At 74.4% G+C, this 21852-nt stretch carries 24 protein-coding genes; 16 read left to right on the top strand and 8 right to left on the bottom strand.

Annotated features, from left to right (window positions below; translation table 11 throughout):
- Positions 1-11 precede the first annotated feature (11 nt).
- Together ACWAUO_RS02975 and ACWAUO_RS02970 are read right to left on the bottom strand one after the other, a co-directional pair.
- Positions 12-587, bottom strand: a complete 576-nt coding sequence (locus ACWAUO_RS02975) for an HhH-GPD-type base excision DNA repair protein (RefSeq protein WP_460772918.1) — start codon at positions 585-587, stop codon at positions 12-14.
- 64 nt (positions 588-651) lie between these two features.
- A complete protein-coding gene (locus ACWAUO_RS02970; RefSeq protein ID WP_460772916.1) occupies positions 652-1959 on the bottom strand; it encodes a glutamyl-tRNA reductase in 1308 nt (435 codons plus the stop codon).
- Positions 1960-2143: 184 nt separating this feature from the next.
- On the opposite strand from ACWAUO_RS02970, the gene hemE reads away from it, so the two are divergent.
- The 14 genes from hemE to ACWAUO_RS02900 all read left to right on the top strand — a co-directional run bounded on the left by hemE (position 2144) and on the right by ACWAUO_RS02900 (position 12780).
- Positions 2144-3175 (top strand): uroporphyrinogen decarboxylase, encoded by a 1032-nt coding sequence (gene hemE / locus ACWAUO_RS02965; protein WP_460772914.1) that lies wholly within the window; start codon positions 2144-2146, stop codon positions 3173-3175.
- On the top strand, positions 3172-4647 hold the full coding sequence (gene hemG / locus ACWAUO_RS02960; RefSeq protein WP_460772913.1) for a protoporphyrinogen oxidase: 1476 nt from the start codon (positions 3172-3174) through the stop codon (positions 4645-4647). The genes hemE and hemG overlap by 4 nt, the downstream gene beginning before the upstream one ends.
- A gap of 128 nt (positions 4648-4775) precedes the next feature.
- Entirely contained in the window at positions 4776-5162 is a 387-nt protein-coding gene (locus tag ACWAUO_RS02955; protein WP_460772911.1) for a hypothetical protein, read from the top strand.
- 1 nt (position 5163) lies between these two features.
- A complete protein-coding gene (locus ACWAUO_RS02950) occupies positions 5164-5574 on the top strand; it encodes a phage holin family protein (protein ID WP_460772909.1) in 411 nt (136 codons plus the stop codon).
- On the top strand, positions 5564-5836 hold the full coding sequence (locus tag ACWAUO_RS02945; RefSeq protein ID WP_460772908.1) for a hypothetical protein: 273 nt from the start codon (positions 5564-5566) through the stop codon (positions 5834-5836). The genes ACWAUO_RS02950 and ACWAUO_RS02945 overlap by 11 nt, the downstream gene beginning before the upstream one ends.
- Positions 5837-5888: 52 nt before the next feature.
- Entirely contained in the window at positions 5889-6563 is a 675-nt protein-coding gene (gene hemQ / locus ACWAUO_RS02940; RefSeq protein ID WP_460772907.1) for a hydrogen peroxide-dependent heme synthase, read from the top strand.
- Entirely contained in the window at positions 6560-7534 is a 975-nt protein-coding gene (hemC, locus tag ACWAUO_RS02935) for a hydroxymethylbilane synthase (RefSeq protein WP_460772905.1), read from the top strand. The genes hemQ and hemC overlap by 4 nt, the downstream gene beginning before the upstream one ends.
- 11 nt (positions 7535-7545) lie before the next feature.
- The gene (locus ACWAUO_RS02930; protein ID WP_460772904.1) at positions 7546-8346 is read left to right on the top strand and encodes a uroporphyrinogen-III synthase; all 801 of its coding nucleotides are present in this window, start codon (positions 7546-7548) and stop codon (positions 8344-8346) included.
- The gene (hemB, locus tag ACWAUO_RS02925; protein WP_460772902.1) at positions 8343-9326 is read left to right on the top strand and encodes a porphobilinogen synthase; all 984 of its coding nucleotides are present in this window, start codon (positions 8343-8345) and stop codon (positions 9324-9326) included. Before ACWAUO_RS02930 ends, hemB begins: the two co-directional genes overlap by 4 nt.
- Positions 9327-9337: 11 nt before the next feature.
- On the top strand, positions 9338-10666 hold the full coding sequence (gene hemL, locus ACWAUO_RS02920; protein ID WP_460772901.1) for a glutamate-1-semialdehyde 2,1-aminomutase: 1329 nt from the start codon (positions 9338-9340) through the stop codon (positions 10664-10666).
- A 105-nt stretch (positions 10667-10771) separates the two neighbouring features.
- Positions 10772-11215, top strand: coding sequence for a YbaB/EbfC family nucleoid-associated protein (locus tag ACWAUO_RS02915; RefSeq protein WP_460772899.1), 444 nt, complete (start codon positions 10772-10774; stop codon positions 11213-11215).
- Positions 11212-11529, top strand: coding sequence for a hypothetical protein (locus ACWAUO_RS02910; RefSeq protein WP_460772897.1), 318 nt, complete (start codon positions 11212-11214; stop codon positions 11527-11529). Before ACWAUO_RS02915 ends, ACWAUO_RS02910 begins: the two co-directional genes overlap by 4 nt.
- Before the next feature lies 1 nt (position 11530).
- Entirely contained in the window at positions 11531-12358 is an 828-nt protein-coding gene (locus tag ACWAUO_RS02905; protein WP_460772896.1) for a WXG100 family type VII secretion target, read from the top strand.
- Positions 12358-12780 (top strand): YbaB/EbfC family nucleoid-associated protein, encoded by a 423-nt coding sequence (locus tag ACWAUO_RS02900; RefSeq protein ID WP_460772894.1) that lies wholly within the window; start codon positions 12358-12360, stop codon positions 12778-12780. Before ACWAUO_RS02905 ends, ACWAUO_RS02900 begins: the two co-directional genes overlap by 1 nt.
- Before the next feature lie 127 nt (positions 12781-12907).
- Here the strand turns inward: ACWAUO_RS02900 and ACWAUO_RS02895 are convergent, their stop codons facing one another.
- Together ACWAUO_RS02895 and ACWAUO_RS02890 are read right to left on the bottom strand one after the other, a co-directional pair.
- Positions 12908-13195: a WXG100 family type VII secretion target gene (locus tag ACWAUO_RS02895; protein WP_460772893.1), complete on the bottom strand. Its 288-nt coding sequence runs from the start codon at positions 13193-13195 to the stop codon at positions 12908-12910.
- 57 nt (positions 13196-13252) lie between these two features.
- Entirely contained in the window at positions 13253-14206 is a 954-nt protein-coding gene (locus tag ACWAUO_RS02890; protein ID WP_460772892.1) for a hypothetical protein, read from the bottom strand.
- Between the two features lie 47 nt (positions 14207-14253).
- On the opposite strand from ACWAUO_RS02890, the gene cofD reads away from it, so the two are divergent.
- Positions 14254-15225 (top strand): 2-phospho-L-lactate transferase, encoded by a 972-nt coding sequence (gene cofD, locus ACWAUO_RS02885; protein ID WP_460772890.1) that lies wholly within the window; start codon positions 14254-14256, stop codon positions 15223-15225.
- Positions 15226-15261: 36 nt separating this feature from the next.
- Here cofD and ACWAUO_RS02880 read toward each other — a convergent pair whose 3' ends face one another.
- The 4 genes from ACWAUO_RS02880 to cofG all read right to left on the bottom strand — a co-directional run bounded on the left by ACWAUO_RS02880 (position 15262) and on the right by cofG (position 21294).
- A complete protein-coding gene (locus ACWAUO_RS02880) occupies positions 15262-16224 on the bottom strand; it encodes an NTP transferase domain-containing protein (RefSeq protein ID WP_460772888.1) in 963 nt (320 codons plus the stop codon).
- Between the two features lie 203 nt (positions 16225-16427).
- On the bottom strand, positions 16428-17441 hold the full coding sequence (fgd, locus tag ACWAUO_RS02875; protein WP_460772887.1) for a glucose-6-phosphate dehydrogenase (coenzyme-F420): 1014 nt from the start codon (positions 17439-17441) through the stop codon (positions 16428-16430).
- Positions 17438-18925, bottom strand: a complete 1488-nt coding sequence (locus ACWAUO_RS02870) for a flavin-containing monooxygenase (protein WP_460772884.1) — start codon at positions 18923-18925, stop codon at positions 17438-17440. The genes fgd and ACWAUO_RS02870 overlap by 4 nt, the downstream gene beginning before the upstream one ends.
- Positions 18925-21294: a 7,8-didemethyl-8-hydroxy-5-deazariboflavin synthase CofG gene (gene cofG, locus ACWAUO_RS02865; protein ID WP_460772883.1), complete on the bottom strand. Its 2370-nt coding sequence runs from the start codon at positions 21292-21294 to the stop codon at positions 18925-18927. The genes ACWAUO_RS02870 and cofG overlap by 1 nt, the downstream gene beginning before the upstream one ends.
- Before the next feature lie 116 nt (positions 21295-21410).
- Here cofG and ACWAUO_RS02860 point away from each other — a divergent pair, with 116 nt between their 5' ends.
- Entirely contained in the window at positions 21411-21848 is a 438-nt protein-coding gene (locus ACWAUO_RS02860; protein ID WP_460772881.1) for a hypothetical protein, read from the top strand.
- Positions 21849-21852 lie beyond the last annotated feature (4 nt).

Genomic DNA, 21852 nt, shown 5'->3' with positions numbered 1-21852 from the left:
TAGCGACGCGCTCAGGGCTTCGCGGCCTTCGCCGCCGCCTTCGCCGCGCGCTTGGTCTCGCGCACCCGCGCGAGCGACTCGGGGCCGGTGATGTCGGCGACGGAGCGGTACGAGCCCTCCTCGCCGTACGCGCCCGCGGCCTCGCGCCACCCGGCGCCGGTGTAGCCGTACTGCTTGCCGAGCAGGGCGAGGAAGATCCTGGCCTTCTGGTCTCCGAATCCGGGGAGCGCCTTCAGCCGGCGCAGCACCTCCCGGCCGTCGGGGTCGCCGTCGGTCCACATCGCCGCGGCGTCGTCGTGCCAGTCCTCGGCGACCGCGGCGCACAGCGCCTGCACCCGCGCGGCCATGGAACCCGGGAACCGGTGCACGGCCGGGGTCTGCGAGAACGCGGCGGCGAAGGCCTGCGGGTCGGACGCGGCGATCTCGGCCGCATCCATCGTGCCGGTGCGCTCGAGGATCTTGCGGGGACCGGCGAACGCGGTCTCCATCGGCACCTGCTGGTCCAGCAGCATCCCGATGAGCAGGGCGAGCGGGTTCTCGGAGAGGAGCTCGTCGGACGCGGGGTCGTCGGTGATGCGCAGTGCCATGCCTCCAGCCTGGCACGCACCGGATACCGATGTGCGGTGTGTCGCGGCGGTCGGCCCGCCGGTCTCAGCCCGCGAGGTCCTGTGCGATGGTGTCGTCGTCGGCGGGCTCGTCGACCTCGATGCCGAGCAGCGCCTCCAGCGCCTGCACGTACTCGGCGGCGCGGCCGTCCTCGGCGAGCTCGTGCGCCCGCGTGGTGGGGGTGTGCAGCAGCCTGCCGACGAGGTGGCGGAGGGCCTGCTCGACCCGGCCGTCGTCGCCCTTCGCGCGGGCGCGTGCGATCTCCTCCTCGAGCACGTCGAAGGCGTGGCGGCGGAGCGCGGTGACCGCCGGGGCGACCGCGCGGCGCTCGCCGGCGACGAGGAATCGGCGGGCGGCGTCCTGCACGAGGGCGCGGGCCGCGTCCGTCGCCTGCAGCTCCTCGAGCGGCGCGTGCAGGCGGATGGTCTCCAGGTCCAGCAGCTCGGTCCCGGGGACGCCGGCGACGTCGGGGTTCACGTTGCGCGGCAGGCCGAGGTCGATCACGAGCCGACGCGGCACGGTCGTGCCGACGGGGCAGTGGGCGACCGCATCCGCCCCGCCGCCGAGGATCGCGGCGTCGAGCACCTGGTGCTCCGCGGTGGTGCAGGTGATGACGAGGTCGGCACGACGGGCCGCGGCGGGGTAGGACTCCGCCTCGACGAAGTCGATCGCGTGCTTGTGCGCGAAGCGCTCGCCGCGGCCGGAGGGGGAGTACACCGTGATGTCGGCGACGCCGCGGTCGCGGAGCGCCGCGAGCGTGGCGGCCGCGTACGCGCCGGTGCCGACCAGCAGCACCCGCAGCATCCCCCAGTCGGTGACGCGGCTGGACGCGAGGTCGAGGCCGAGCCGCACGAGCGATCGGCCGGCTCGGCCGAGCGCGGTGGTGTTCTTCACGTCGCGCTGCGCCTCGGACGCGCGCTGGAACAGGCGCTCGAGCTCGGCGGAGGTGGTGCCCTCGGCGCGGGCCTCGGTGAGTGCGCGCCGCACCTGCCCGGCGATCTCGCCCTCGCCGACCACGACGGACTCGAGCCCGGCCGCGACGGAGAAGAGGTGCTCGGCGACGGCCGGTCCGGCGATGACGCGGTAGGCGCCGTCGAGCTCGGTGGGGCTGACGCCGGTGGCGGACTCGATCGCCATGAGCGCGGCCTCGACCCCGACGGTCTCGGCGGCGGTCACCGGCTCGTCCATGTCGACGTAGGCCTCGAAGCGGTTGCACGTGGCGACGACCACCGCGCCCTGCACGCACTCGTGGTGCGACGCGATCATCGGCGCGATCTGTGCCGGGGGTGCGCTGAGCCGCTCCAGGAGGTCGAAGGATGCGGTCTTATGACTCGCGCTCACGCACAGCAGCACGGTCACCCAGTGTACGCCGCCCCCTCCTGCGCGGCCCCTGAACGGGCTCCCGGGCCGCGAGACTGCAACGTACCGCCGAGACCGCGGGGTTACCCCGCTGTCTCGGCGCGCAGATGCAGTCTCGCGGTCCAGGCGGGCCAGGCGGTCCAGGCGGGTCGGAGGAGGGCGGTGCGAGGATGGGGGAGTGTCCACCGCATCCCCGCTGCTGCGCGCACTGCGCGGCGAACGCCCCGAGCGCCCGCCCGTCTGGTTCATGCGACAGGCCGGCCGGTCGCTGCCCGAATACCGCGAACTGCGGGTCGGCACCCGGATGCTGGACGCCTGCCTGACCCCCGACCTCGCCGCCGAGATCACGCTGCAGCCGGTGCGCCGGCACGGCGTGGACGCGGGCATCTTCTTCAGCGACATCGTCGTGCCGCTGCGGCTCGCCGGTGTGGACGTGGAGATCGAGCCCGGCCGGGGCCCCGTCTTCGCCGACCCGGTGCGCACCGCATCCGACGTCGCCCGCGTCACCGCCGTCGACCCGGGCGAGGTCGCCGCAGCCGCCGGTCCGATCCGCGCGGCCGTCGCCGCCGTCGTCGCCGAGCTCGGCGACACCCCGCTCATCGGCTTCGCCGGCGCACCCTTCACCCTCGCCGCGTACCTCGTCGAAGGCGGTCCGTCGAAGGAGCACCTGCGCGCCCGCGCCATGATGCACGCCGACCCGGCCGCGTGGCACGCGCTCGCGGGCTGGCTCGCCGAGGTGTCCGCCGCGTTCCTGCAGGCGCAGACGGATGCGGGTGCCGCCGCCGTGCAGCTGTTCGACTCCTGGGCGGGGTCGCTGTCGGTGGCCGACTACCGCGCGTTCGTCGCACCGCACTCGCAGCGCGCGCTCGCCGGCGCCCGGGTGCCCCGCATCCACTTCGGCGTGGGGACCGGACACCTGCTCGCGGACATGCGCCTCGGCGACACCGCCGACGCCGTGGGCGTCGACTGGCGCACCCCGCTCGACGAAGCCGTGACCGTGCTCGGCGACGACGTGACCGTGCAGGGCAACATCGACCCGGCGCTCCTGCGCGCCCCGTGGGACGTGCTGTCCGCGCACGTGGACGACGTGCTCCGCCGCGGCGGCGCCGCCCGCGCGCACATCGTGAACCTCGGCCACGGCGTCCCGCCGGACACCGACCCGGCCGTGCTCACCCGCATCGTCGAGCGCGTGCACGGGGCGGGCGCATGACCGAGCTCGACGCCCTCGCCTCGCACGCCCACAACATCCGCGTCGCCGTCGTCGGCGGCGGCGTCGCCGGTCTCGTCGCCGCGCTCGAGTTCGGCAAGCTCGGCATGTCGGTCACGCTCCTGGAGGCGGGCGACCGCGTCGGCGGCGCGATCCGCAGCGCCGAGGTCGGCGGACTCCGGCTCGACGTCGGCGCCGAGGCGTTCGCGACCCGCGGCGGACACGTGCGGCGACTCCTGGCCGAGCTGGGGCTCGAGGACGCCGTGGTGGCCCCCGAGCCGCTCGGCGCCTGGGTCGCGGGCGTCCCGGGTGTGGGCGCGGCCCCGCTCCCGCGCGGCGGACTCCTCGGCATCCCCGAGAACCCGTGGGACCCGTCGGTGCGCCGCATCATCGGCTGGGGCGGCGCGTGGCGCGCCTACCTCGACCGGCTGCGCCCGCCGCTGACCATCGGCCACGACGACAGCCTCGGCCACCTCGTGCGCACGCGCATGGGCGAGAAGGTGCTCGACCGGCTCGTCGCCCCGGTCACCGCGGGCGTGTACTCCACCCGGCCCGACGACATCGACGTGGATGCGGCCGCCCCCGGCCTGAACGCCGCCCTCACCCGTGCGGGGTCGCTGAGCGGTGCGGTCGGCCAGCTGCGCGCGGGTCGCACCGCGGCCCCCGGCAGCGCGGTGGAGGGGATCGACGGCGGGATGACCCGCCTCGTCGACGCCCTGGCGGTCCGACTGCACGACCTCGGGGTCGACGTGCGTCTGGGCAGTCCGGTCCATCGGCTGGAGCGCGCCGCCGCCGGGTGGACCGTGCACCTCGCGGATGACGCGGTGCCGCCCGGCGCCGACGAGGCGGCGCGGCTCGACGCCGACGTCGTGGTCGTCGCGACCAACGAGCCGACCGCGCGACGCCTCCTGTCCCCGGTGGTGCCGGCGCTCGCCCCCGCGGCCGGCGCGCCGCCGGTCCTCGAGATCGTCACCCTCGTGCTCGACGCGCCGGAGCTCGACGGCGCGCCCCGCGGCACCGGCGTGCTCACGGTGCCCGGCGCGTTCGCCGCGAAGGCGCTCACGCACACCACCGCGAAGTGGCACTGGGCGGCACGCGCAGCCGGGCCCGGCGTGCACGCGGTCCGCGTCTCCTTCGGCACGCAGCAGGAGGCCCCGGTCACCGCGTCCCTGTCGGACGAGGACGCCTTCGCGCTCGCCCTCGAGGATGCCGGTCGGATGCTGGGCGTGCGGCTCGACCCCGCGCGGCTGCGCGGCGCGCACCGCCAGCGGTTCGAGCAGTCGCAGCCGGCGTCGGTGCGCGGCCGGGCGGCCGCGGTCGCCGCGGACCGCGCCGCCGTCCGCGCCGTGCCGGGTCTGGCCGCAGTCGGGTCGTGGCTGTCGGGCACCGGCCTCGCGCAGGTGATCCCGGACGCGATCGCCGAGACCGTCGCCGCCCGACGGTCCGCGCTCTGGGACGGTTCCGGCGCCGAGTGACGCCTCGCCGACGCGGCGTCGAAGGTCGCAGGGGACGCCGGGTTTGTCAACCGGATGCCGGTAGCGGCATATGGCACTACTGTGAGAGCCATCGTTCCGCTCCACCGACACCAGCGTGAGGAGACCCCATGAGGGGCAAAGCAGGACTCATCATCGGTCTGGCCGCAGGCTACGTGCTCGGCACGCGTGCCGGCCGCGAACGCTACGAGCAGATCAAGGGCGCGGCCCAGAAGGTCTGGAACCTCGACCCGGTGCAGCAGCAGGTCACCAAGATGGAATCCCTCGGCGCCTCCGCGCTGATGGCGCTGCCCACCACGCTGTGGAAGGGCGCGAAGAAGGTGACCGCCGCGGCGACCACGAAGGGCACCGTCGGTCAGCGCCTCGACGCCGCGATCGACGCGGGCGAGGATGCGGCCGAGGACGTCGCCGAGGCGGCGGAGACCACCGCGAAGGCGGCGACCTCCACCGCGAAGAAGGCGGCGTCGAAGGCGCGCTCCACCGACGCCGGGAAGTGACATGACCACACCCCGAGGATTCCGCGACAAGGCCGACGAGGGGCTGCTCACCCTCATCGGCGAGATCCCCGAGCTGGTGCGCAACCTCGTCGTCGCCGAACTGGACGCGGCGAAGAAGTGGGCCGCGGCGACCGCGAAGAACGCCGGCATCGGCGTGGGATGGGTGCTGGGTGCGCTGTTCATCCTGTTCTGGTCCATCCCCGCCCTCGGGACGTTCGTCATCGCCGGACTGTCGTCCTGGTGGCCGGTGTGGCTCTCGGCGCTCGTCGTGTTCGGCGCGATGCTCCTGATCGCCGTCGGACTCGCGCTCCTCGGCCTGCTCCGGTTCAAGCGCATCGGCAAGGGCAACCCCGTGGCATCCGTGTCCGAGGACGTCCGCGCCGTCAAGGAGGTCACCAGCGATGAGTTCTGAGCTTCCCGTCCCCCGCACCGCCGTGCCGCTCGGCATCACCGACCCGGTCGAGCGCGCCCGGGCGGAGCTGAAGGCCACGCTCGCGGCGATCGAGGTCAAGGGCAACCTCCCCAAGCGCGCCAACCGCGCCGTCGAGCAGAAGGCGGCCCGGTTCCGCCACTTCTCGCGGCAGAACCCGGCGGGCGCGGCGGCACTCGTGGTGGGCGTGGCGGCGGCCGTCGGCGTCGTCGTCTGGGGTGCCGTCCGCCTCTACACCCGCTGAGCGGAAACCGGCGCCGTTTGGCCGTTCCGCGCGCCGGGGCGAGACTGGGACCATGACCCATTCCGAGGACTCCGTCGCGCAGTACACGCTCTGGGCGGTCTTCCGCCGTGACCCGCACCACGCCGTCACGGAGACCGACGACACCGAACTCGCCGAACTCGTCACCCTCATCGAGCAGGGCGGCACCACCGTGCGCGGGTTCTACGACGTGAGCGGCCTGCGCGCCGACGCCGACCTCATGATCTGGCTGCACGGTCCCGAGGCCGAGGCGCTGCAGCGCGACCTGCGGCGCCTGCGCCGCACCGAGCTGCTGCGGCCGTTGCTGCCGACCTGGAACGCGATGGGCGTGCACCGCGACGCCGAGTTCAACCGCGCCCACGTGCCCGGCTTCCTCCGCGGGATCGCCCCCAAGGACTGGCTCGTCGTCTACCCGTTCGTCCGCAGCTACGAGTGGTACCTCCTGCCCGAGGAGGAGCGCCGCCGGATGCTGGCCGAGCACGGCCGCAAGGGCGCCGCGTTCACCGGTGTCACCGCCAACACCGTCGCGAGCTTCGCCCTCGGCGACTACGAGTGGGTGCTGCCGATGGAGGCGGACGAACTCACCGACCTGGTCGACATGATGCGCGATCTCCGCTACACCGACGCCCGCCGCCACGTGCGGGAGGAGGTGCCCTTCTACACCGGCCGCCGCATCCCCACCTCCGCGGTCCCCGAGGTGCTGGCGTGATCCGGCTCGGCACGCGCCGGAGCGCCCTCGCGACCGCGCAGTCGCAGCAGGTCGCCGACGCGCTGGCCGAGGCCGCGGGGGAGCCGGTCGAGCTCGTCCTCATCACCAGCGAGGGCGACGTGAACCGCGCCTCCCTGTCGCAGCTGGGCGGCACGGGCGTGTTCGCGACCCGGTTGCGCGAGGCGCTGCTGGCGGGGGAGTGCGACGTGCTCGTCCACTCGCTGAAGGACCTCCCGACCGCCCAGGCCCCCGGCCTCGTCATCGCCGCGATCCCCGAGCGGGAGGACGCCCGCGACGTCGTCGTCACCCGCGACGGGGTGCCGCTGCACGAACTCCCGGCGGACGCCGTGATCGGCACCGGCTCGCCGCGGCGCATCGCCCAGGTGCGCATCCGCAACCACCGGGTCCGCACGCAGGACATCCGCGGCAACATCGATTCCCGTCTCGGTCGGGTCCGGGAGGGGGAGCTGGATGCGGTCGTGCTCGCCGCCGCCGGGCTCTCCCGCATCGGCGGACTCGCGCGCGACCTGCACGGCGAACCGCTCGGACTCGCGGAGTGGCCCACCGCCCCGGGGCAGGGCGCGCTCGCGGTCGAGATCAGGGAGGACGCACCCGCCGAGCTCCGCGAGGCGGTCGCCGGGCTCGACCACCTGCCGACCCGGATCGCGGTCGCGGCGGAGCGCGCCGTGCTCGCCGGGCTCGAGGCCGGCTGTCACGCGCCCGTCGGGGTGCACGCGGAGGTCCGCGACGACCTGCTGCGACTGCGTGCGGTCGTCTACGCGCTGGACGGTGCCGCCCGGGTGGGGATGGATCGGACCATTCCCCTGATCGGCGGGTATGCTGAGTCCTCAGGCAGCGGCAATGGTGCGATTGCTGCCGGCGACGCGGACCCGGAAACGCGTGCTCGGCGCACCGGAGAAGACGTCGCCCGTGAACTGCTCGAACGCGGAGCAGCAGACGTCTCATCATGAAAGCCGACCTGATGCACGCAGATTCCACCCGGCACGACCCCAAGCCGCTCGCCGGCTGGCGCGTCCTGGTCCCCCGCGGGGGTCCGTGGGGCGACGGCGTCGCCGCATCCCTCCGCGCCCAGGGCGCCGTGCCCGTCGTGGCACCGTTGATCAACTTCGCGCCCACGAACGACATCGCCACCCTCGAGAAGGCCCTGGCCGACCTGGCCGCGGGCGAGTTCGACTGGCTCACCGTGACGAGCGCCACGACCGTGGACGTCCTCTTCGCGTACCGGGCGAAGATCCCCGCCTCGACCAAGGTCGCCGCCGTCGGTGAGACGACCGCCGCGGCGCTGCAGGCGGCCGGCTACCGGGTCGACCTCGTCCCGGACCGCGACAACTCGGCTGCGGGCATGGCCGATCAGCTCATCGAGCTGGAGCCGGAGCCCCGCGACATCCTGACCCTGCGCAGCGAGATCGCGAAGCCCGTGCTCACGAAGCGGCTCGTCGAGGCCGGTCACCGGGTCCGTTCGGTCGTCGCCTACCGCACCGTCGGGGTGCCGGTCACGGAGCGCATCGCGCACGACGTCGAGACCGGCCGCATCAACGCGATCCTCGTCACCAGCGGCTCGGTCGCCGAGCAGGTGTACCTGCAGTTCCCGAACATCCCCGAGGGCACCGTGATCGCGGCGATCGGTCCGCGCACCGCCAAGGACGCGCGCCAGGCGGGCCTCGACGTCGACGTGGTCGCCGACCGCCAGACCGTCGACGCCCTCATCGACGCCGTGTCGCACTTCGCGCTGCCGCACGCCGCGGACGAGTTCCGGCCGTGAGCTTCCCGGTCCACCGTCCCCGTCGGCTCCGGCAGTCCCCGGCGGTCCGCCGGCTCGTCCGAGAGACGCACCTGGTGCCGTCGCAGCTCGTGCTGCCGCTCTTCGTCCGCGAGGGGTTGACCGAGCAGATGCCGATCGGGTCCATGCCCGGGGTCGTGCAGCACTCGCTCGATTCGCTCCGCCGCGCGGCGACGGATGCGGCCGAGGCCGGTGTCGGCGGGATCATGCTGTTCGGCGTGCCCGCCGAGCGTGACGCCCGCGGCTCCGGCGCGGACGACCCGGACGGCATCCTCAACGTCGCGACCCGGGCCGTGCAGGCGGAGGTGGGCGACGCGCTCGTCGTGCAGACCGACCTGTGCCTGGACGAGTTCACCGACCACGGCCACTGCGGCGTCCTCACCGCGGACGGCGCGGTCGACAACGACGCCACGCTCGAGCGCTACGCGGCGATGGGGCTCGCCCAGGCGCGTGCCGGATCGCAGCTGCTCGGCCTGTCCGGGATGATGGACGGCCAGGTCGGCCACGTGCGCGCCGCGCTCGACGCCGAGGGCTTCACCGACACGCTCATCCTCGCCTACTCCGCCAAGTACGCCGGCGCGTTCTACGGCCCCTTCCGCGAGGCCGTCGACTCGCAGCTGCAGGGCGACCGCCGCACCTACCAGATGGACCCCGGCAACGCCCGGGAGGGCGTGCGCGAGGCGCTGCTCGACGTGGACGAGGGCGCCGACGTCGTGATGGTGAAGCCGGCGCTGCCCTACCTCGACGTGCTCGCCGAGGTGCGGGCGTCGGTCGACGTGCCCGTCTGGGCGTACCAGGTGTCCGGCGAGTACGCCATGATCGAGGCCGCCGCCGCGCACGGCTGGATCGACCGCCGCGGCGCGATCACCGAGGCGCTGCTGGGCATCCGTCGCGCGGGTGCCGACGCGATCCTCACCTACTGGGCCGTCGAGGCCGCAGCCTGGCTCCGCGAATCCCTCTGATGGAGGCCGACATGACCGACCGCAACGACGACCTGTTCGCCCGCGGGCAGGCGGCCATCCCCGGGGGTGTGAACTCACCGGTGCGCGCCTACGGCTCGGTCGGCGGCGCCCCCCGCTTCCTCGCGTCCGCCCGCGGCGCGACCGTGACGGATGCGGCCGGCACCGACTACGTCGATCTCGTCGCCAGCTGGGGTCCGGCGCTTCTCGGCCACGCGCATCCGGAGGTCGTGGCCGCCGTGCAGGAGGCCGCCGCCCGCGGACTGTCGTTCGGCGCCCCCACCGAGGGCGAGGTCGAACTCGCCGAGGTCATCGCCCGGCGCGTCCGCGTCGGCGACGCGGCGCCGGTCGACAAGGTGCGCCTGGTTTCGACCGGCACCGAGGCGACCATGACCGCGATCCGCCTCGCCCGCGGGTTCACCGGCCGCGACCTGCTCGTGAAGTTCGCCGGGCACTACCACGGGCACTCCGACGGGCTGCTCGCCGCGGCCGGGTCCGGCGTCACGACGCTCGGGCTGCCCGCATCCGCCGGCGTCCCCGCCGACATCGTCGCGCAGACCCTCGTCGTCCCCTACAACGACCTCGACGCGCTGCAGGCGGTGTTCGCCGAGCACGGCGAGCGGATCGCCGCCGTCATCGTCGAGGCCGCGGCCGCGAACATGGGGGTCGTCGTGCCGCTCCCCGGCTTCAACGCCGCCCTCGCCGACCTGGCGCACGCGCACGGGGCCCTCCTCATCCTCGACGAGGTGCTCACCGGTTTCCGGGTGCACCCCGCCGGGTTCTGGGGGCTGCAGCAGGAGCAGGGCGAGACGTACACCCCCGACCTCTTCACGTTCGGCAAGGTCGTCGGCGGCGGCATGCCGCTGGCCGCGCTCGGCGGTCGGGCGGAGATCATGGACCACCTCGCGCCGGTCGGCCCGGTGTACCAGGCCGGCACGCTCAGCGGGAACCCGCTGTCGGTCGCGGCGGGCCTGGCGACCCTGCGGCTGGCGACCCCCGAGGTGTACGCCCGGATCGACGCCGCTGCGGACGTGCTCGCGACCGCGCTCGGCGGCGCGCTCGAGACCGCCGGGGTGCCGCACAGCGTGCCGCGCGCCGGCAACCTGTTCGGCGTCGCGTTCGCGCCCGAGGTGCCGCACTCCTACGCCGAGGCGCTGTCGCAGGAGGCGTTCCGCTACCCGGCGTTCTTCCACAGCATGCTCGACGCCGGGGTGTCGCTGCCGCCGAGCGTGTACGAGGCGTGGTTCCTCACCGCCGCGCACGACGACGCCGCGCTCGAACGCATCGTGGCCGCGCTCCCGGCCGCCGCCCGTGCCGCCGCGGAGGCGGTCGCACCCGCCTGATCCCACCGCCTGTGGATAGCCGGATCGGGCCGCCGGCCCCCGGCTAGGCTCCCCTCAGCGAGGGCGGCCGCGCCCCGCGGGACCGAGGGGGCGACGAGCACGGCGATGGACACAGCGGGTGAACTCCTGACGGCGATCGGCGCGCAACTCCAGCGCGCCGTCGCACTCTCGGACGCCGTGACGGAGCTCGGCGCACAGTTCGCGAACCTGCGCGGCATCGGACGCACCGACGACGGCGAGGCCACCGTGACGGTCGACCAGCACGGCATCGTGCTCGACGTGCGGCTCTCCGACGACGTCGTCGACCACACGGGCGAGGAGATCGCCGGGTTCGTGCTCGAGGCCACCCGCCGCGCCATCGCCGACGTGCAGGAGCAGGGGGAGCCGCTGCGGGCGGCCGTCCTGCAGCCGCACGTGACGTCGTTCGACACGACCCTCGGCGACCGGCTCGACGCGTTGTACGACCGCGTCGCCGGCGCGGTCCGGGACCTCGACACGGATGACGGGGACCCGGGCGACCGGCGGCCCGATGGACAGGAGGACCGATGACGGAAGTGGACGTGCGGATCTCCGCACTCGAGGCGCACGGCAAGCGACTGGATGCGGTGGGCGAACGGATCGGGGACGTCTCCCGCAGCGCGCTGACCGCCATGTCGCTGCAGCCCCGGGCGTTCGGGCTCATCTGCTCGTTCCTCGTGCCGATCGTCTCGGCGCATCAGATGCAGGCGCTCGCCGGGTTCGCGGCGCTGGGCGCGGCGGTGCGCAGGGAGGGCGAGGCGATCGAGCGGACGTCGCAGGTGTACACCGAGGCGGACGCGAACCTGCGGAACAAGATCGACGGCCTGACCACCGTGGCGGTCTGAGATGGGCGCGTTCGAAGCGGTCCTGGACGCCACCCCGGTCGCCGGCAACATCGCCGCCGCCGCCGAGGACTTCGGCAGCGGCAACGCGGTCTCCGGCATCATCGACGTGGGCTCGGCGGCGCTCGACGTCGTGAGCGTCATCGCCAACCCCATCGCGACGCTGGCGTCCTCGTGCGCCTCGTTCCTCATGGACCACATGTCGCCGCTGCACGAGGAGCTCGAGGGGCTCACCGGCAGCCCCGACCAGGTGCGGGCGCTGGCCGAGACGTGGGACACCCTCTCGGGGTCGCTGCGCGAGATCGCCGGCGAGCACGCCGAGGCCGTCACCGCCCTACAGGCGGACTGGGAGGGCCAGGCCTCCGACACGTACGCGAAGACCGCGGCCGGCATCGAGGAGATGATCGACACCGTCGGCGCCTCCTGCACCGGCGTCGCGAACGGGCTGCGCGTGGCGGCGACGATCGTCGAGGTCGTCTACGAGATCGTGAAGGGCATCATCGCCGACCTCGTCGGCATGCTCATCCAGGCGGTCGCCGAGGCGCTCGCGACGCTCGGGCTCGGCATCCCGGCGATCGTGGGACAGTGCTCGGCGAAGATCGCGCAGCGGGTGCCGCAGGTCGCCAAGTGGGTCCAGAAGATCCAGGAGGCGATGATGGCCGTCGACCGCATCGTGAGCAAGCTCACCCAGTTCTGCCAGGTGTTCGAGGTGCGGGTCACCGCGATCGACACGGCGCTCGGCCGTGCCGCGACCCGGACGTTCGACGTCAGCGCGGTCAACCTCGTCAGCATCGTGCAGAGCGCCAACACGGCGGTGAAGGAGAACTGGTGATGTCCCTGCCCGACGGTTCCGTCCCGCCCGAGTACGCGGAGTACATGGCCGCCCGGGAGGAGCTCTACGCCGCGGCGGAGGAGCGTGCCCAGGCGGTCGCGCAGCTCGACGCCCGGCTGCGCGAGACGGGCGCGACGGCACGGTCGCCGCAGGGCGACGTGAAGGTGGCGGTGTCGTCGACCGGGCTGCTGGAGTCGCTGGAGATCTCGCCGCGCGCGGCCGCCGCGGGCGGGACGGCGCTCTCGCGCGCGATCATGACCACGCTCCGCGACGCGCTCGCCCAACTCGAGCGCAACGTCGAGGAGGTCGTGGTGGAGACGGATGCCGGTGCCGCCGGCGCGCAGACGCTCGCGCAGTACCGCGCCGGGCTCGCCACGCCGCTCGCCTCGCTCGGCGACGGCACCGATCTCCGCGAGGGCTGACCCCGCGACGGTTCGCCTGTCACCTCCTGCGGCTCGCGGCCGCACCATGCGACAGGTGAGCGGTCACGCCGGTGGTTCACCTGTCGCCTCGTGTCGCTCACGGCCGCACCATGCGACAGGCGAGCGGTCAGAGCGACTCGGCGAGATCCGCCTCGGTCTGCTGCAGCGCCGACTTCGTCTCGCGGAGCACCTCGGCGTAACCGGCGAGGTCACCCTGCATCGACCGCATCTGCGTCTCCCACCGCATCCGCGCCGCCCGGTAGGCCGTGAACGCGTCGCCCTCCCACTGCGTCTCCACCACGGCGAGCGTCGCATCCATGCGGTCGAGGGTCGTCCCGATCGCGGTGGCTGCGGCGGCGATGCTCGCCGCGGTCTGCGCCACACGCTCGAAGTCCATGGAGATGCGGTCGGTCATCGGTTCAGCCTCCTGCGCGGTGTGCAGTCATTCTCGCGGAACGGTCGTGCCGCCCGGTCAGGGCTGTGGAGAACCGCCCAGCAGCGTCGAGGCGACCGTCGGGATGTCGGGGCGTCGGGCCGGCCCGCCGATCTGCGCGTTCCCGACCCGGAGCCCCGCCGACAGGGTGCCGCCGCCGGGGGCGACGTCCCAGACGTCGACGGCCTCGCTGTGGCGGAGCACCACCATGCGCGGCGCCGTGGGGGCGTCCTGCCACGGGATCTTCGCGAGGCCGTAGCCCTGCCAGTCCGGCCGGACGAGGCGCGCCCGCAGGTCGAGGCCGGCACCGTCGGTCATGTCGAAGGGGAACACCCCGGTACCGGCGACGAGCGCGTCCGCACGGCCCCAGCATCCATCGGGTACGGCGGCCGTGATCGCCGCCAGCAGGTCGAGCCGGGCGCGGACGGCCGCCTCGTCGCCGCGCGGATGCCCGGTCGCGATCGCGACCCCGGCGCGCAGCACGACGGTCGTCCCGGCCGGGGCGGTCTCGAGCGCCGCACGGAACGCGGGGGTGAGGAGGTCGGCGGCGAACGCGGGGGTGAACCCCTCGACCCGCCAGCGCGGGCTCAGCCCGGTGGTCGTGATCGGGGGCAGCGTGAGGCCGAGGTCGGTCGTCGCCTGGCCGGACCCGTCGACGAAGCGGATCTCGGGGAGCGCCGCGGGCAGCGCCCGCCAGACGACGTTCGTCGTCACCCGGTTGCCACCGGGCGTGCCCTGGTTGGTCGTCGAGTACGCGTACCCGACCAGCCGGCCGGCGACGAACGGCGCAGCGTCGTGCGTGCCGTCGACGACGTCGGCCAACCCGGTCGTCCAGATGTGCTTGTGCGGGCGGACGGCGCGGAACACCGCCTCGCGGATCTCCGGCGCCGGGGGCTCCGCCGCATCCCGCCACCGCCACCCGTGCCGGGCGGCCGCCTCCTGCAGCTCGGCGCGGTCGCGCTCCCGTTCCCGCTTCCTCCGGCCGAACACCATGCCGCCAGCGTAACCGGGCGCGGGGTCGCGGCTGCGAGACTTGACGGGTGACTGTGGAGACCGCATCCGTCCGTGTCGTCGTGCTCGCCGGGGGCGTCGGCGGATCGAAGTTCACCCTCGGCGTGCGGGAGGCGCTGCGGCGCCGCGGCGCCCCCGCGGCGACCGCGATCGTCAACACCGGCGACGACCTGTGGCTCTCCGGCGTACGACTGCAGCCCGACATCGACTCGGTGCTGTACGCCCTCGGCGGGCAGAACGACACCGTCCGCGGCTGGGGGCGTGCCGGCGACACCGAGCGCGTCAACGAGGAACTCCAGGCGTGGGGCGCCGGGTGGCCGTGGTTCACGCTCGGCGACCTCGACCTCGGTACGCACCTGGCCCGCACCGGGTGGCTGCGCGACGGCCTCACGGTCACCCAGGTCGTGGAGCGGCTCTCGCGGCGGTGGGACCTCGGCGTGCGGATGCTGCCGATGACCGACAGCGAGGTCGACACCCACGTCCAGCTCGAAGGCGGACGCCGCATGCACTTCCAGGAGTGGTGGACGCGGCACCGCGCGTCGCTCGCGCCCGTCGCGTTCGAGAACCCGGGCATCGCGGAGTCGGCGCCCGCGCCGGGTGTCGTCGAAGCGATCGCGGATGCCGACGTCGTGCTCCTCGCCCCCTCGAACCCCGTCGTGTCGATCGGCCCAATCCTCGCCGTGCCCGGGATCCGGGAGGCCCTCCGCGACACCTCCGCCCGTGTCGTCGGGGTCTCGCCGATCATCGGCGGCAAGGTCGTCCGCGGCATGGCCGACGTCTGCCTCACCGCGATCGGCGTGGAGACCTCGGCGGCCGCCGTCGCCGCGCACTACGGGGCGCGTGGCGCCGGCGGGGTGCTCGACGCCTGGCTCGTCGCCGAGGAGGACGCGGATGCGGCCGCATCCGTCGACGCGCTCGGCGTCCGTGCGGTCGTCGCACCGCTCTGGATGCGGGACCTCGAGCGCTCCGCCGCGCTCGCCGAGACGGCCCTGCGCGCGTAGCGCACCGTATGGCGCCGGGCGGTCACGCGCCCGGTCTCACCCGTCGCCGTGTTCTTCGAGCACCCGCGCGTACCTGGCCCGGATCTCGTCCCCGCTCCGTTGCGCCTCGGCCTCCTCCTCCGGGGTGGGGGCCCGGCGGTCGATCAGCCCCGTTCGCAACCGGCCCCACGCCCACGCGCACGCCTCCGCCTCGTCGGCGAACACGCGAGGCGTGCCGTCATCCGTGGTGAGCGGCCGGACCTTCTCGCGGAGGTCGCCGAGCATGGCGGTGACCGTGCCGTCCCGCCGGGGCAGGAGGGACACCAGGACCGGGCTCGGGCGGCCGGACGTGACCCAGGCGAACAGGTACGGCAGGCCGGAACGGCCGACGTCCGGCAGCGCCGCGAGCCGCGCCTGCAGTTCCCGGTGGTCCACCGGGGCTCCGCTCCCGTCCGTCAGCGCGGCGCGCGTGTGCTCGCCGACGAGCGCCGAGACGGCCCGCAGCTGCGCTCCGGTGTCCACATCCCGTCGCAGCCCCGCTGTCGCCGGCACGGGAAGGGTCGCGCACCCCAGCGCGAGGTGCCGGTCGTGCGAGCCAGCACCGAACGCGGACGCCCAGGGCGTTCCGGCACGGGCGGTGACGAGCGTGGAGCCGCTGCCCTCCGCATCCGGGACCACCGCGCGCTCGTGTGCGGCGGCCTGCGCGAGCGCGGCGTCGAGCTCGTCCGGGCGCAGCGCCGGCAGGTCGCCGAGGAGGGCGGCCCGGTCCACGGCCTCGCCCGCAGCGGCCATGCCCTGCGCGACGGCGGCGTTCAGCCCGCCGCCGGCGTCGGCGACGACCACCACCCGGGGGTGCCCGGCGAGGGCGGCGGCGGTGTCCGCATCCGCGGTCACGACGACGACGCGGGCGACCGTCGCCGCCGCGCTCGCCGCCGCGACCGTGTCGAGGCCGATGGCCCGCACGAGCGCTTCGTCCGCACCGAGCCGGGACTTGCCGCGTGCCGCGGGCTTCAGCGGCACGATCACCGTCCAGCGGCGCCGCCCGAACTCCTCAGAAACGGCGGTTTCGGGGCCCGCAGAAGCCGCCGCACGCGGTTCTTGCGGAGTTGGGGATGTCCGTAACTCAGGCAGAACCGCATCCGGGCCCGCCGAATCGGCCGGAACCGCCGATTCCGCCTGAGTTGTGAACGGCGGCCCCGGCTCTCCGGGCTGCGCGGCGCCGGTCACCCGCCGAACCGGGCCCGGAGGCGCGGGAGGATCTCGGCGCCGTACATGCGCAGGAACTCCTCCTGGTCCTCGCCCGGGTCGTGGAACACGAGGTGGCGGAAGCCGAGGTCGACGTACCGCGCGATCCGTTCCACGTGCTCGTCCGGGTCGGTCGAGACGATGAAGCGGGATGCGGCGCGCTCGATGGGCAGCTCGTCGCCGCGGCGCTGCATCTCGATCGGGTCGTGGATGCCCATCTTCTCCTCGGGGCTGAGCGCGAGCGGCGCCCAGAACCGGGTCTTCTGCAGGGCGGTGTCGTGGTCGGGGTGGTACGAGACCTTCACCTCCATGAGGGTGTCGATCGCGTCCGCCGCGCGGTGCGCCTTCTCGAGCCCCTCCTGCAGTGCCGGCAGCAGGGTCTCCGAGTAGAGCTTCGGGTCCTTGCCGCTCGTGGTGATGAACCCGTCCGCGATGCGCCCGGCGAGCCGGGTGGCCGCGGGGCCGGCCGCGCCGATGTAGATCGGCACCGGGGTCTCGGGGCGGTCGTACACGGTGGCGTCGGTGACGTGCCAGAAGTTCCCCTCGAAGGTGACCCGCTCGCCCTCCCAGAGCTCGCGGATGAGGGTGATGGCCTCCTTCAGCCGCTGGAACCGCTCCGGCGGGTCGGGCCACTCGAGGCCGAGCGTGACCTCGTTCAGCGCCTCGCCGGTGCCGACGCCCAGCACCATGCGGCCCGGGTACATCACGCCGAGCGTCGCGAACGCCTGCGCGACCACGGCGGGGTGGTAGCGGAACGTGGGGGTGAGCACCGAGGTGCCGAGCAGGATGCGGCTGGTGCGCGCGCCGACCGCGCCGAGCCAGGGGAGGGCCGCCGGGGCGTGGCCGCCCTCGTGCATCCACGGCTGGAAGTGGTCGGAGATGAAGGCCGAGTCGAAGCCCATCTCTTCGGCCAGCACGGCGTAGTCGGCGAGCCGGTCGGGGGCGAACTGCTCCGCCGACGCCTTGTATCCGAAACGCAGGGGCACCGTCATGACTCTCCCTTCGCCCGCGAGGGGTCGCGGGGTTCCTCGGTGGCCGTGACGAACTCGTCGCCGCGGCATTCGTCCAGCATGGTCCGGAACGCGTCGACCGTGTCGGGCCACAGCAGTGTGAGCCGACCGGACCGTTCGTCGACGTACCAGTTGTCGCACCCGCCGGCGATCCAGGGGGTGGATGCGGCGGCCTCGTCGATGCGGGCGGTGTACGCCTTCTCGGCCTCGGGGCGCACCCGCAGCACGCCGCCGCGACGGTCGCGCTCGGCGAGCGAGCGGACCACGTACCCGGCCTGCGCCTCCGCCATGAGCACGGCGGAGTTGTGGCCGAGCGAGGCGTTCGGGCCGTTCAGCACGAAGAGGTTCGGGAAGCCGGCGACGACGGTCGACGCGAACGAGGTCATCCCGCCCGACCAGTGCCGGGCGAGCGTCTCCTGCTCGCCGGTGACCGTGTCGGCGTACGGCTGCTGCGAGCTGGCGAACCCGGACGCGAGCACGAGCACGTCGGCGGGGTGCCGCCGGCCGGTCGCCGAGACGAGCTCGCCGTCCTCGACCGAGACGAGCGCGGCGGCCTCGAGCGTCACCGCGTCGGAGGCCACGGCGGGGTAGAAGTCGTCCGAGAGCAGCACCCGCTTGCAGCCGAACGCGTAGGTCGGGGTGAGGAGCTCCCGCAGCGCCTCGTCGCCGACCTGCGCGTGCAGGTGCGCGAGCGCCTGCGCCCGGGCGGCCTCCGCCGCCTCCCGGTCGCCCGAGCGCGACGCGAACCGCGCCTCGCCCTCGCGGTACAGCTCGTCGCGGAGGGCGTGCAGCAGCGCCGGATGCTGCGCGAACCGCGCGCGCTCCGCATCCGTGTACCGCCGGGCGCCGCGCGGGACGATCCAGGCCGGGGTGCGCTGGAAGAGCGTCACGGCGGCGCCGCGGCGGACGAGCTCGGGCACGAGCTGCACGGCGGAGGCGCCGGTGCCGACGACCGCGATCCGCCGGCCGGCGACCCCGACGGTGTGGTCCCAGCGGGCGGTGTGGAAGATCGGGCCGGCGAACGTCTCGAGGCCGCGGATGTCGGGGATGCGGGGTTCGGTGAGCCGGCCGCAGGCGAGCACGAGGCTGCGCGTCTCGATCACCTCGGGACGGGGGCCACCGGTCTCCAGTCGCCAGCGGTCCTCGTCCCAGGTCGCCGACAGCAGCGGGGTGCGCAGCCGCAGGTGGGGGAGGAGGCCGTCGCGGGCGGCCACGTCGTCGAGGTACCGGCGGATCTCGCCGCCCTCGGCGTAGACGCCCGACCAGGACGGGTTCGGATGCCGGGCGAAGCCGTACAGGTGGCTCGGCACGTCGCACGCCACCGCCGGATACGTGTTGTCGCGCCAGGTGCCGCCGACCGCGTCCGCGCGCTCGAGGATGAGGAAGTCGTCGCGCCCCGCCTCGCGCAGGGCCATGCCCATGCCGAGGCCTGCGAACCCGGCGCCCACGATCACGACGTCGCGCATCAGTGCGTCGCGTCCGTCCGCGCGCCGCCCGGGTCGCGGTAGTCGGTGGTGCGCAGCCGCAGCGGCCGGAACAGCGGACGCACGAGCCGCTCCGCATCCGCCACAGGCAGCTCCTGGCCGTGCTCGATGCCGGCTTCGGGTCGCACCCGGCCGTCGAGGAGGGTGCCGCCGAGGTCGTCGCCGCCGCACTGCAGCAGCACGGCGCTGATCGCACGGCCGTGCCGGGTCCACGGGATCTGCACGTGCGGGATGCTGCCGGACAGGAGCAGGCGCGACACCGCGACCATGGCGCGGTGCTCGTCGAGCGCGGCGCGGCCGTCGACGAGGGGCACGCCCCCGAGCGGGCCGGGGAGGGGGATGGGTACGAACTCGGTGAACCCGCCGGTGCGGTCCTGGATCGCCCGCAGGCGGTGCAGATGGGCGATCCGTTCCGCGGTCGTTTCGGCGTGCCCGTAGAACAGCACGCTCGTGGAGCGGAACCCCGCCTCGTGCGCGGCGACCATGCCCTCGGTCCACCGGTCGACGTCGAGGTCGGTCGGTGCGACGATGCCCCGCACCCGCTCGGAGAGCACCTTCACGCCGGTGCCGGGCACGGTGCGCACACCCGCCTCACGCATGGCCGCGAGGGCGCCGGCGAGGCCGAGTCCGCCGCGGTCGGCGAGGTCCCACACGTCCTGCGGGCGGTAGGCGTGCAGGTGCAGGTCCGGGGCCGCGTCGCGGATCGTGCGGGCGATGTCGAGGTAGGCCTGCGGGTCCTCGTCCGGCCGCAGCATCCCCTGCACGCACAGCTCGGTGGCGCCGAGCCCGGCCGCGTCGCGTGCGACGGCGGCGGCGTCGGCGAGGTCGAACTCGTCCGGCGCGGCGGCCCCCGACCGGCGGAAGCCGGTCGAGGTGAGGTTGCGGTTCACGACGATGCTCACCGCCTCGCCGACGGTGTAGCGGCGCACGTCGTCGGCGATCGCGGTGAGCGCGTCGAGGTTGTCGCCGCCGGCCTCGAGAAGGGCCGCCCACTCGTGGTCGTCGAGCTGCAGCGGGTCGGCCGCGGCTCGTTCGGCGAGGGCGCGCACGCGGTCGCGCGCGGCGGATGCACCGGCCGTCGCCCGCCGCGTCGGACGCGCGGGCCCGGCCCCGGATGCGGTCGCCACCGCGCCGTCGCGGGCGAGGCCGGTCGCGGGGTCGGCGAGGGCGGCCACCGCGTCGTGCAGCACCGGGTCGATCCAGGCGTCCGCATCCCGCACGTACTCGGGGTGCGCGGTGAGGCGTTCCCGCAGCTCGTAGCCGAGGTCGGCGGTGCGCGCGGCGAGCTCGTCGACGTGCGGCCACGGGCGCTCCGGGTTCACGTGGTCGGCGGTGAGCGGCGACACCCCGCCCCAGTCGTCGATGCCGGCGCCGACGAGCAGGTCGAACTCCGCGGGGTCGGAGAGGTTCGGCGGCACCTGCACCCGCATCCGCGGGCCCAGGACGAGCCGGGCGGCGGCGACCACGGTCGCGTACTCGAGCAGGTCGGCGTCGGGGGCGTCCTGCATCGCGGTGCGCGGCTTCGCCCGGAAGTTCTGCACGATCACCTCCTGCAGGTGCCCGTGCCGCTCGTGCGCGTCGCGCAGGGCGATGAGCGACTCGGCGCGGTCGAGGGGCGTCTCGCCGATCCCGACGAGGATGCCGGAGGTGAACGGGATGCGGGCGGCGCCGGCGTCCTCGATGACCTGCAGGCGGACGGCCGGATCCTTGTCGGGGGACCCGAAGTGCGGCTGGCCCGGCTCCTCGAACAGGCGCCGGGACGTGGTCTCCAGCATCATGCCCATCGACGGCGCGGTGGGGCGGAGCGCGGCGAGTTCGGCCGCGGTCATGACCCCCGGGTTCAGGTGCGCGAGCAGCCCCGTCTCGGCGGTGATGAGTCGGGCGATGTGGCCGACGTAGTCGAGCGTCGAGGCGAAGCCGTGCTCGTCGAGCCAGGCGCGCGCCTCCGGCCAGCGCTCCTCGGGCCGGTCGCCGAGGGTGAGCAGCGCCTCCTTGCAGCCGAGCGCCTGCCCCTGGCGCACGACCTGCAGCACCTGCTCCGGCGACATGAAGACCGGTCGGTGCCGGCGCAGGAGCTGGCCCGGGGTGTCGACGAAGATGCAGTAGTGGCAGCGGTCGCGGCACAGCGTCGTGAGCGGCACGAACACCTTGCGCGAGTACGTGATGACGCCGGGGCGTCCGGCGAGGCGGGCACCTTCGTCGCGGAGCGCGGCCGCCGCGGCGAACAGCGCGTCGCGGTCGGTGCCGGTCCCGGTGACCAGTGCCAGCACCTCGTCCGCGGTGAGGCGGGCTCCCTCGCGTGCGCGGGCGATCGCCGCACGGACGTCGGCGGACACGGTGGTGACGGTCACGCTGCCAGTCTTCCACCGTGCCGGGTCCGGCGGCGCGTGCAGGGCGGATCCGATCGTTGCCGGTCTGTGAGCAAACACGGGCAGCGGCGCCTGCGGCGCGCTGGCAGACTGGACGCATGGTGACCCTGATGCTCGACTCGGCTGCGCTCGAGGTCGTGCTGTCGCCGGCCGAGAAGGCCCTCGCCCGGCGCCGGCGCGGACTGCTGATGCCCCGGTCCGAGATCACCCGGGTGCAGCTCACGGACGACCCGTGGACCTGGCTGCGCGGGGTCCGTTCGCCGGGCACCTACGTGCCCGCCACCCTCGCCGCGGGCACCTGGCAGTACGCCGGAGGCAAGGACTTCGCCCTCATCCGCCGCAACCGGCCGGGGGTCGTGATCGACCTCACCGGGCACGAGGAGTTCCAGCGGGTGATCCTCTCGACGCGGCACGGGCTCGCGCTCGTGCAGGCGCTCCGCCTCGAGGGGCACGAGGAGGCGGCAGACGTCGCCGAGATCGTGGCGAAGAAGCCGCGCGCCCCGCGTGCCGCCCGGCCGAAGCCCGCGACCGCCTGACCGG

The organism is Microbacterium sp. GXF7504 (assembly GCF_054798235.1).
Note: the sequence above shows the minus strand (reverse complement) of the source record. Positions and strands in the feature narration are given on the sequence as shown.

Bases quoted from the DNA above. Each gene is read 5' to 3' on its own strand.
- ACWAUO_RS02975 (WP_460772918.1), bottom strand. From the start codon at position 587: ATGGCACTGCGCATCACCGACGACCCCGCGTCCGACGAGCTCCTCTCC.
- hemG (WP_460772913.1), top strand. From the start codon at position 3,172: ATGACCGAGCTCGACGCCCTCGCCTCGCACGCCCACAACATCCGCGTC.
- ACWAUO_RS02955 (WP_460772911.1), top strand. From the start codon at position 4,776: ATGAGGGGCAAAGCAGGACTCATCATCGGTCTGGCCGCAGGCTACGTG.
- ACWAUO_RS02950 (WP_460772909.1), top strand. From the start codon at position 5,164: ATGACCACACCCCGAGGATTCCGCGACAAGGCCGACGAGGGGCTGCTC.
- ACWAUO_RS02945 (WP_460772908.1), top strand. From the start codon at position 5,564: ATGAGTTCTGAGCTTCCCGTCCCCCGCACCGCCGTGCCGCTCGGCATC.
- hemQ (WP_460772907.1), top strand. From the start codon at position 5,889: ATGACCCATTCCGAGGACTCCGTCGCGCAGTACACGCTCTGGGCGGTC.
- ACWAUO_RS02930 (WP_460772904.1), top strand. From the start codon at position 7,546: ATGCACGCAGATTCCACCCGGCACGACCCCAAGCCGCTCGCCGGCTGG.
- hemL (WP_460772901.1), top strand. From the start codon at position 9,338: ATGACCGACCGCAACGACGACCTGTTCGCCCGCGGGCAGGCGGCCATC.
- ACWAUO_RS02915 (WP_460772899.1), top strand. From the start codon at position 10,772: ATGGACACAGCGGGTGAACTCCTGACGGCGATCGGCGCGCAACTCCAG.
- ACWAUO_RS02910 (WP_460772897.1), top strand. From the start codon at position 11,212: ATGACGGAAGTGGACGTGCGGATCTCCGCACTCGAGGCGCACGGCAAG.
- ACWAUO_RS02905 (WP_460772896.1), top strand. From the start codon at position 11,531: ATGGGCGCGTTCGAAGCGGTCCTGGACGCCACCCCGGTCGCCGGCAAC.
- ACWAUO_RS02900 (WP_460772894.1), top strand. From the start codon at position 12,358: ATGTCCCTGCCCGACGGTTCCGTCCCGCCCGAGTACGCGGAGTACATG.
- ACWAUO_RS02895 (WP_460772893.1), bottom strand. From the start codon at position 13,195: ATGACCGACCGCATCTCCATGGACTTCGAGCGTGTGGCGCAGACCGCG.
- ACWAUO_RS02890 (WP_460772892.1), bottom strand. From the start codon at position 14,206: ATGGTGTTCGGCCGGAGGAAGCGGGAACGGGAGCGCGACCGCGCCGAG.
- fgd (WP_460772887.1), bottom strand. From the start codon at position 17,441: ATGACGGTGCCCCTGCGTTTCGGATACAAGGCGTCGGCGGAGCAGTTC.
- ACWAUO_RS02870 (WP_460772884.1), bottom strand. From the start codon at position 18,925: ATGCGCGACGTCGTGATCGTGGGCGCCGGGTTCGCAGGCCTCGGCATG.
- ACWAUO_RS02860 (WP_460772881.1), top strand. From the start codon at position 21,411: ATGGTGACCCTGATGCTCGACTCGGCTGCGCTCGAGGTCGTGCTGTCG.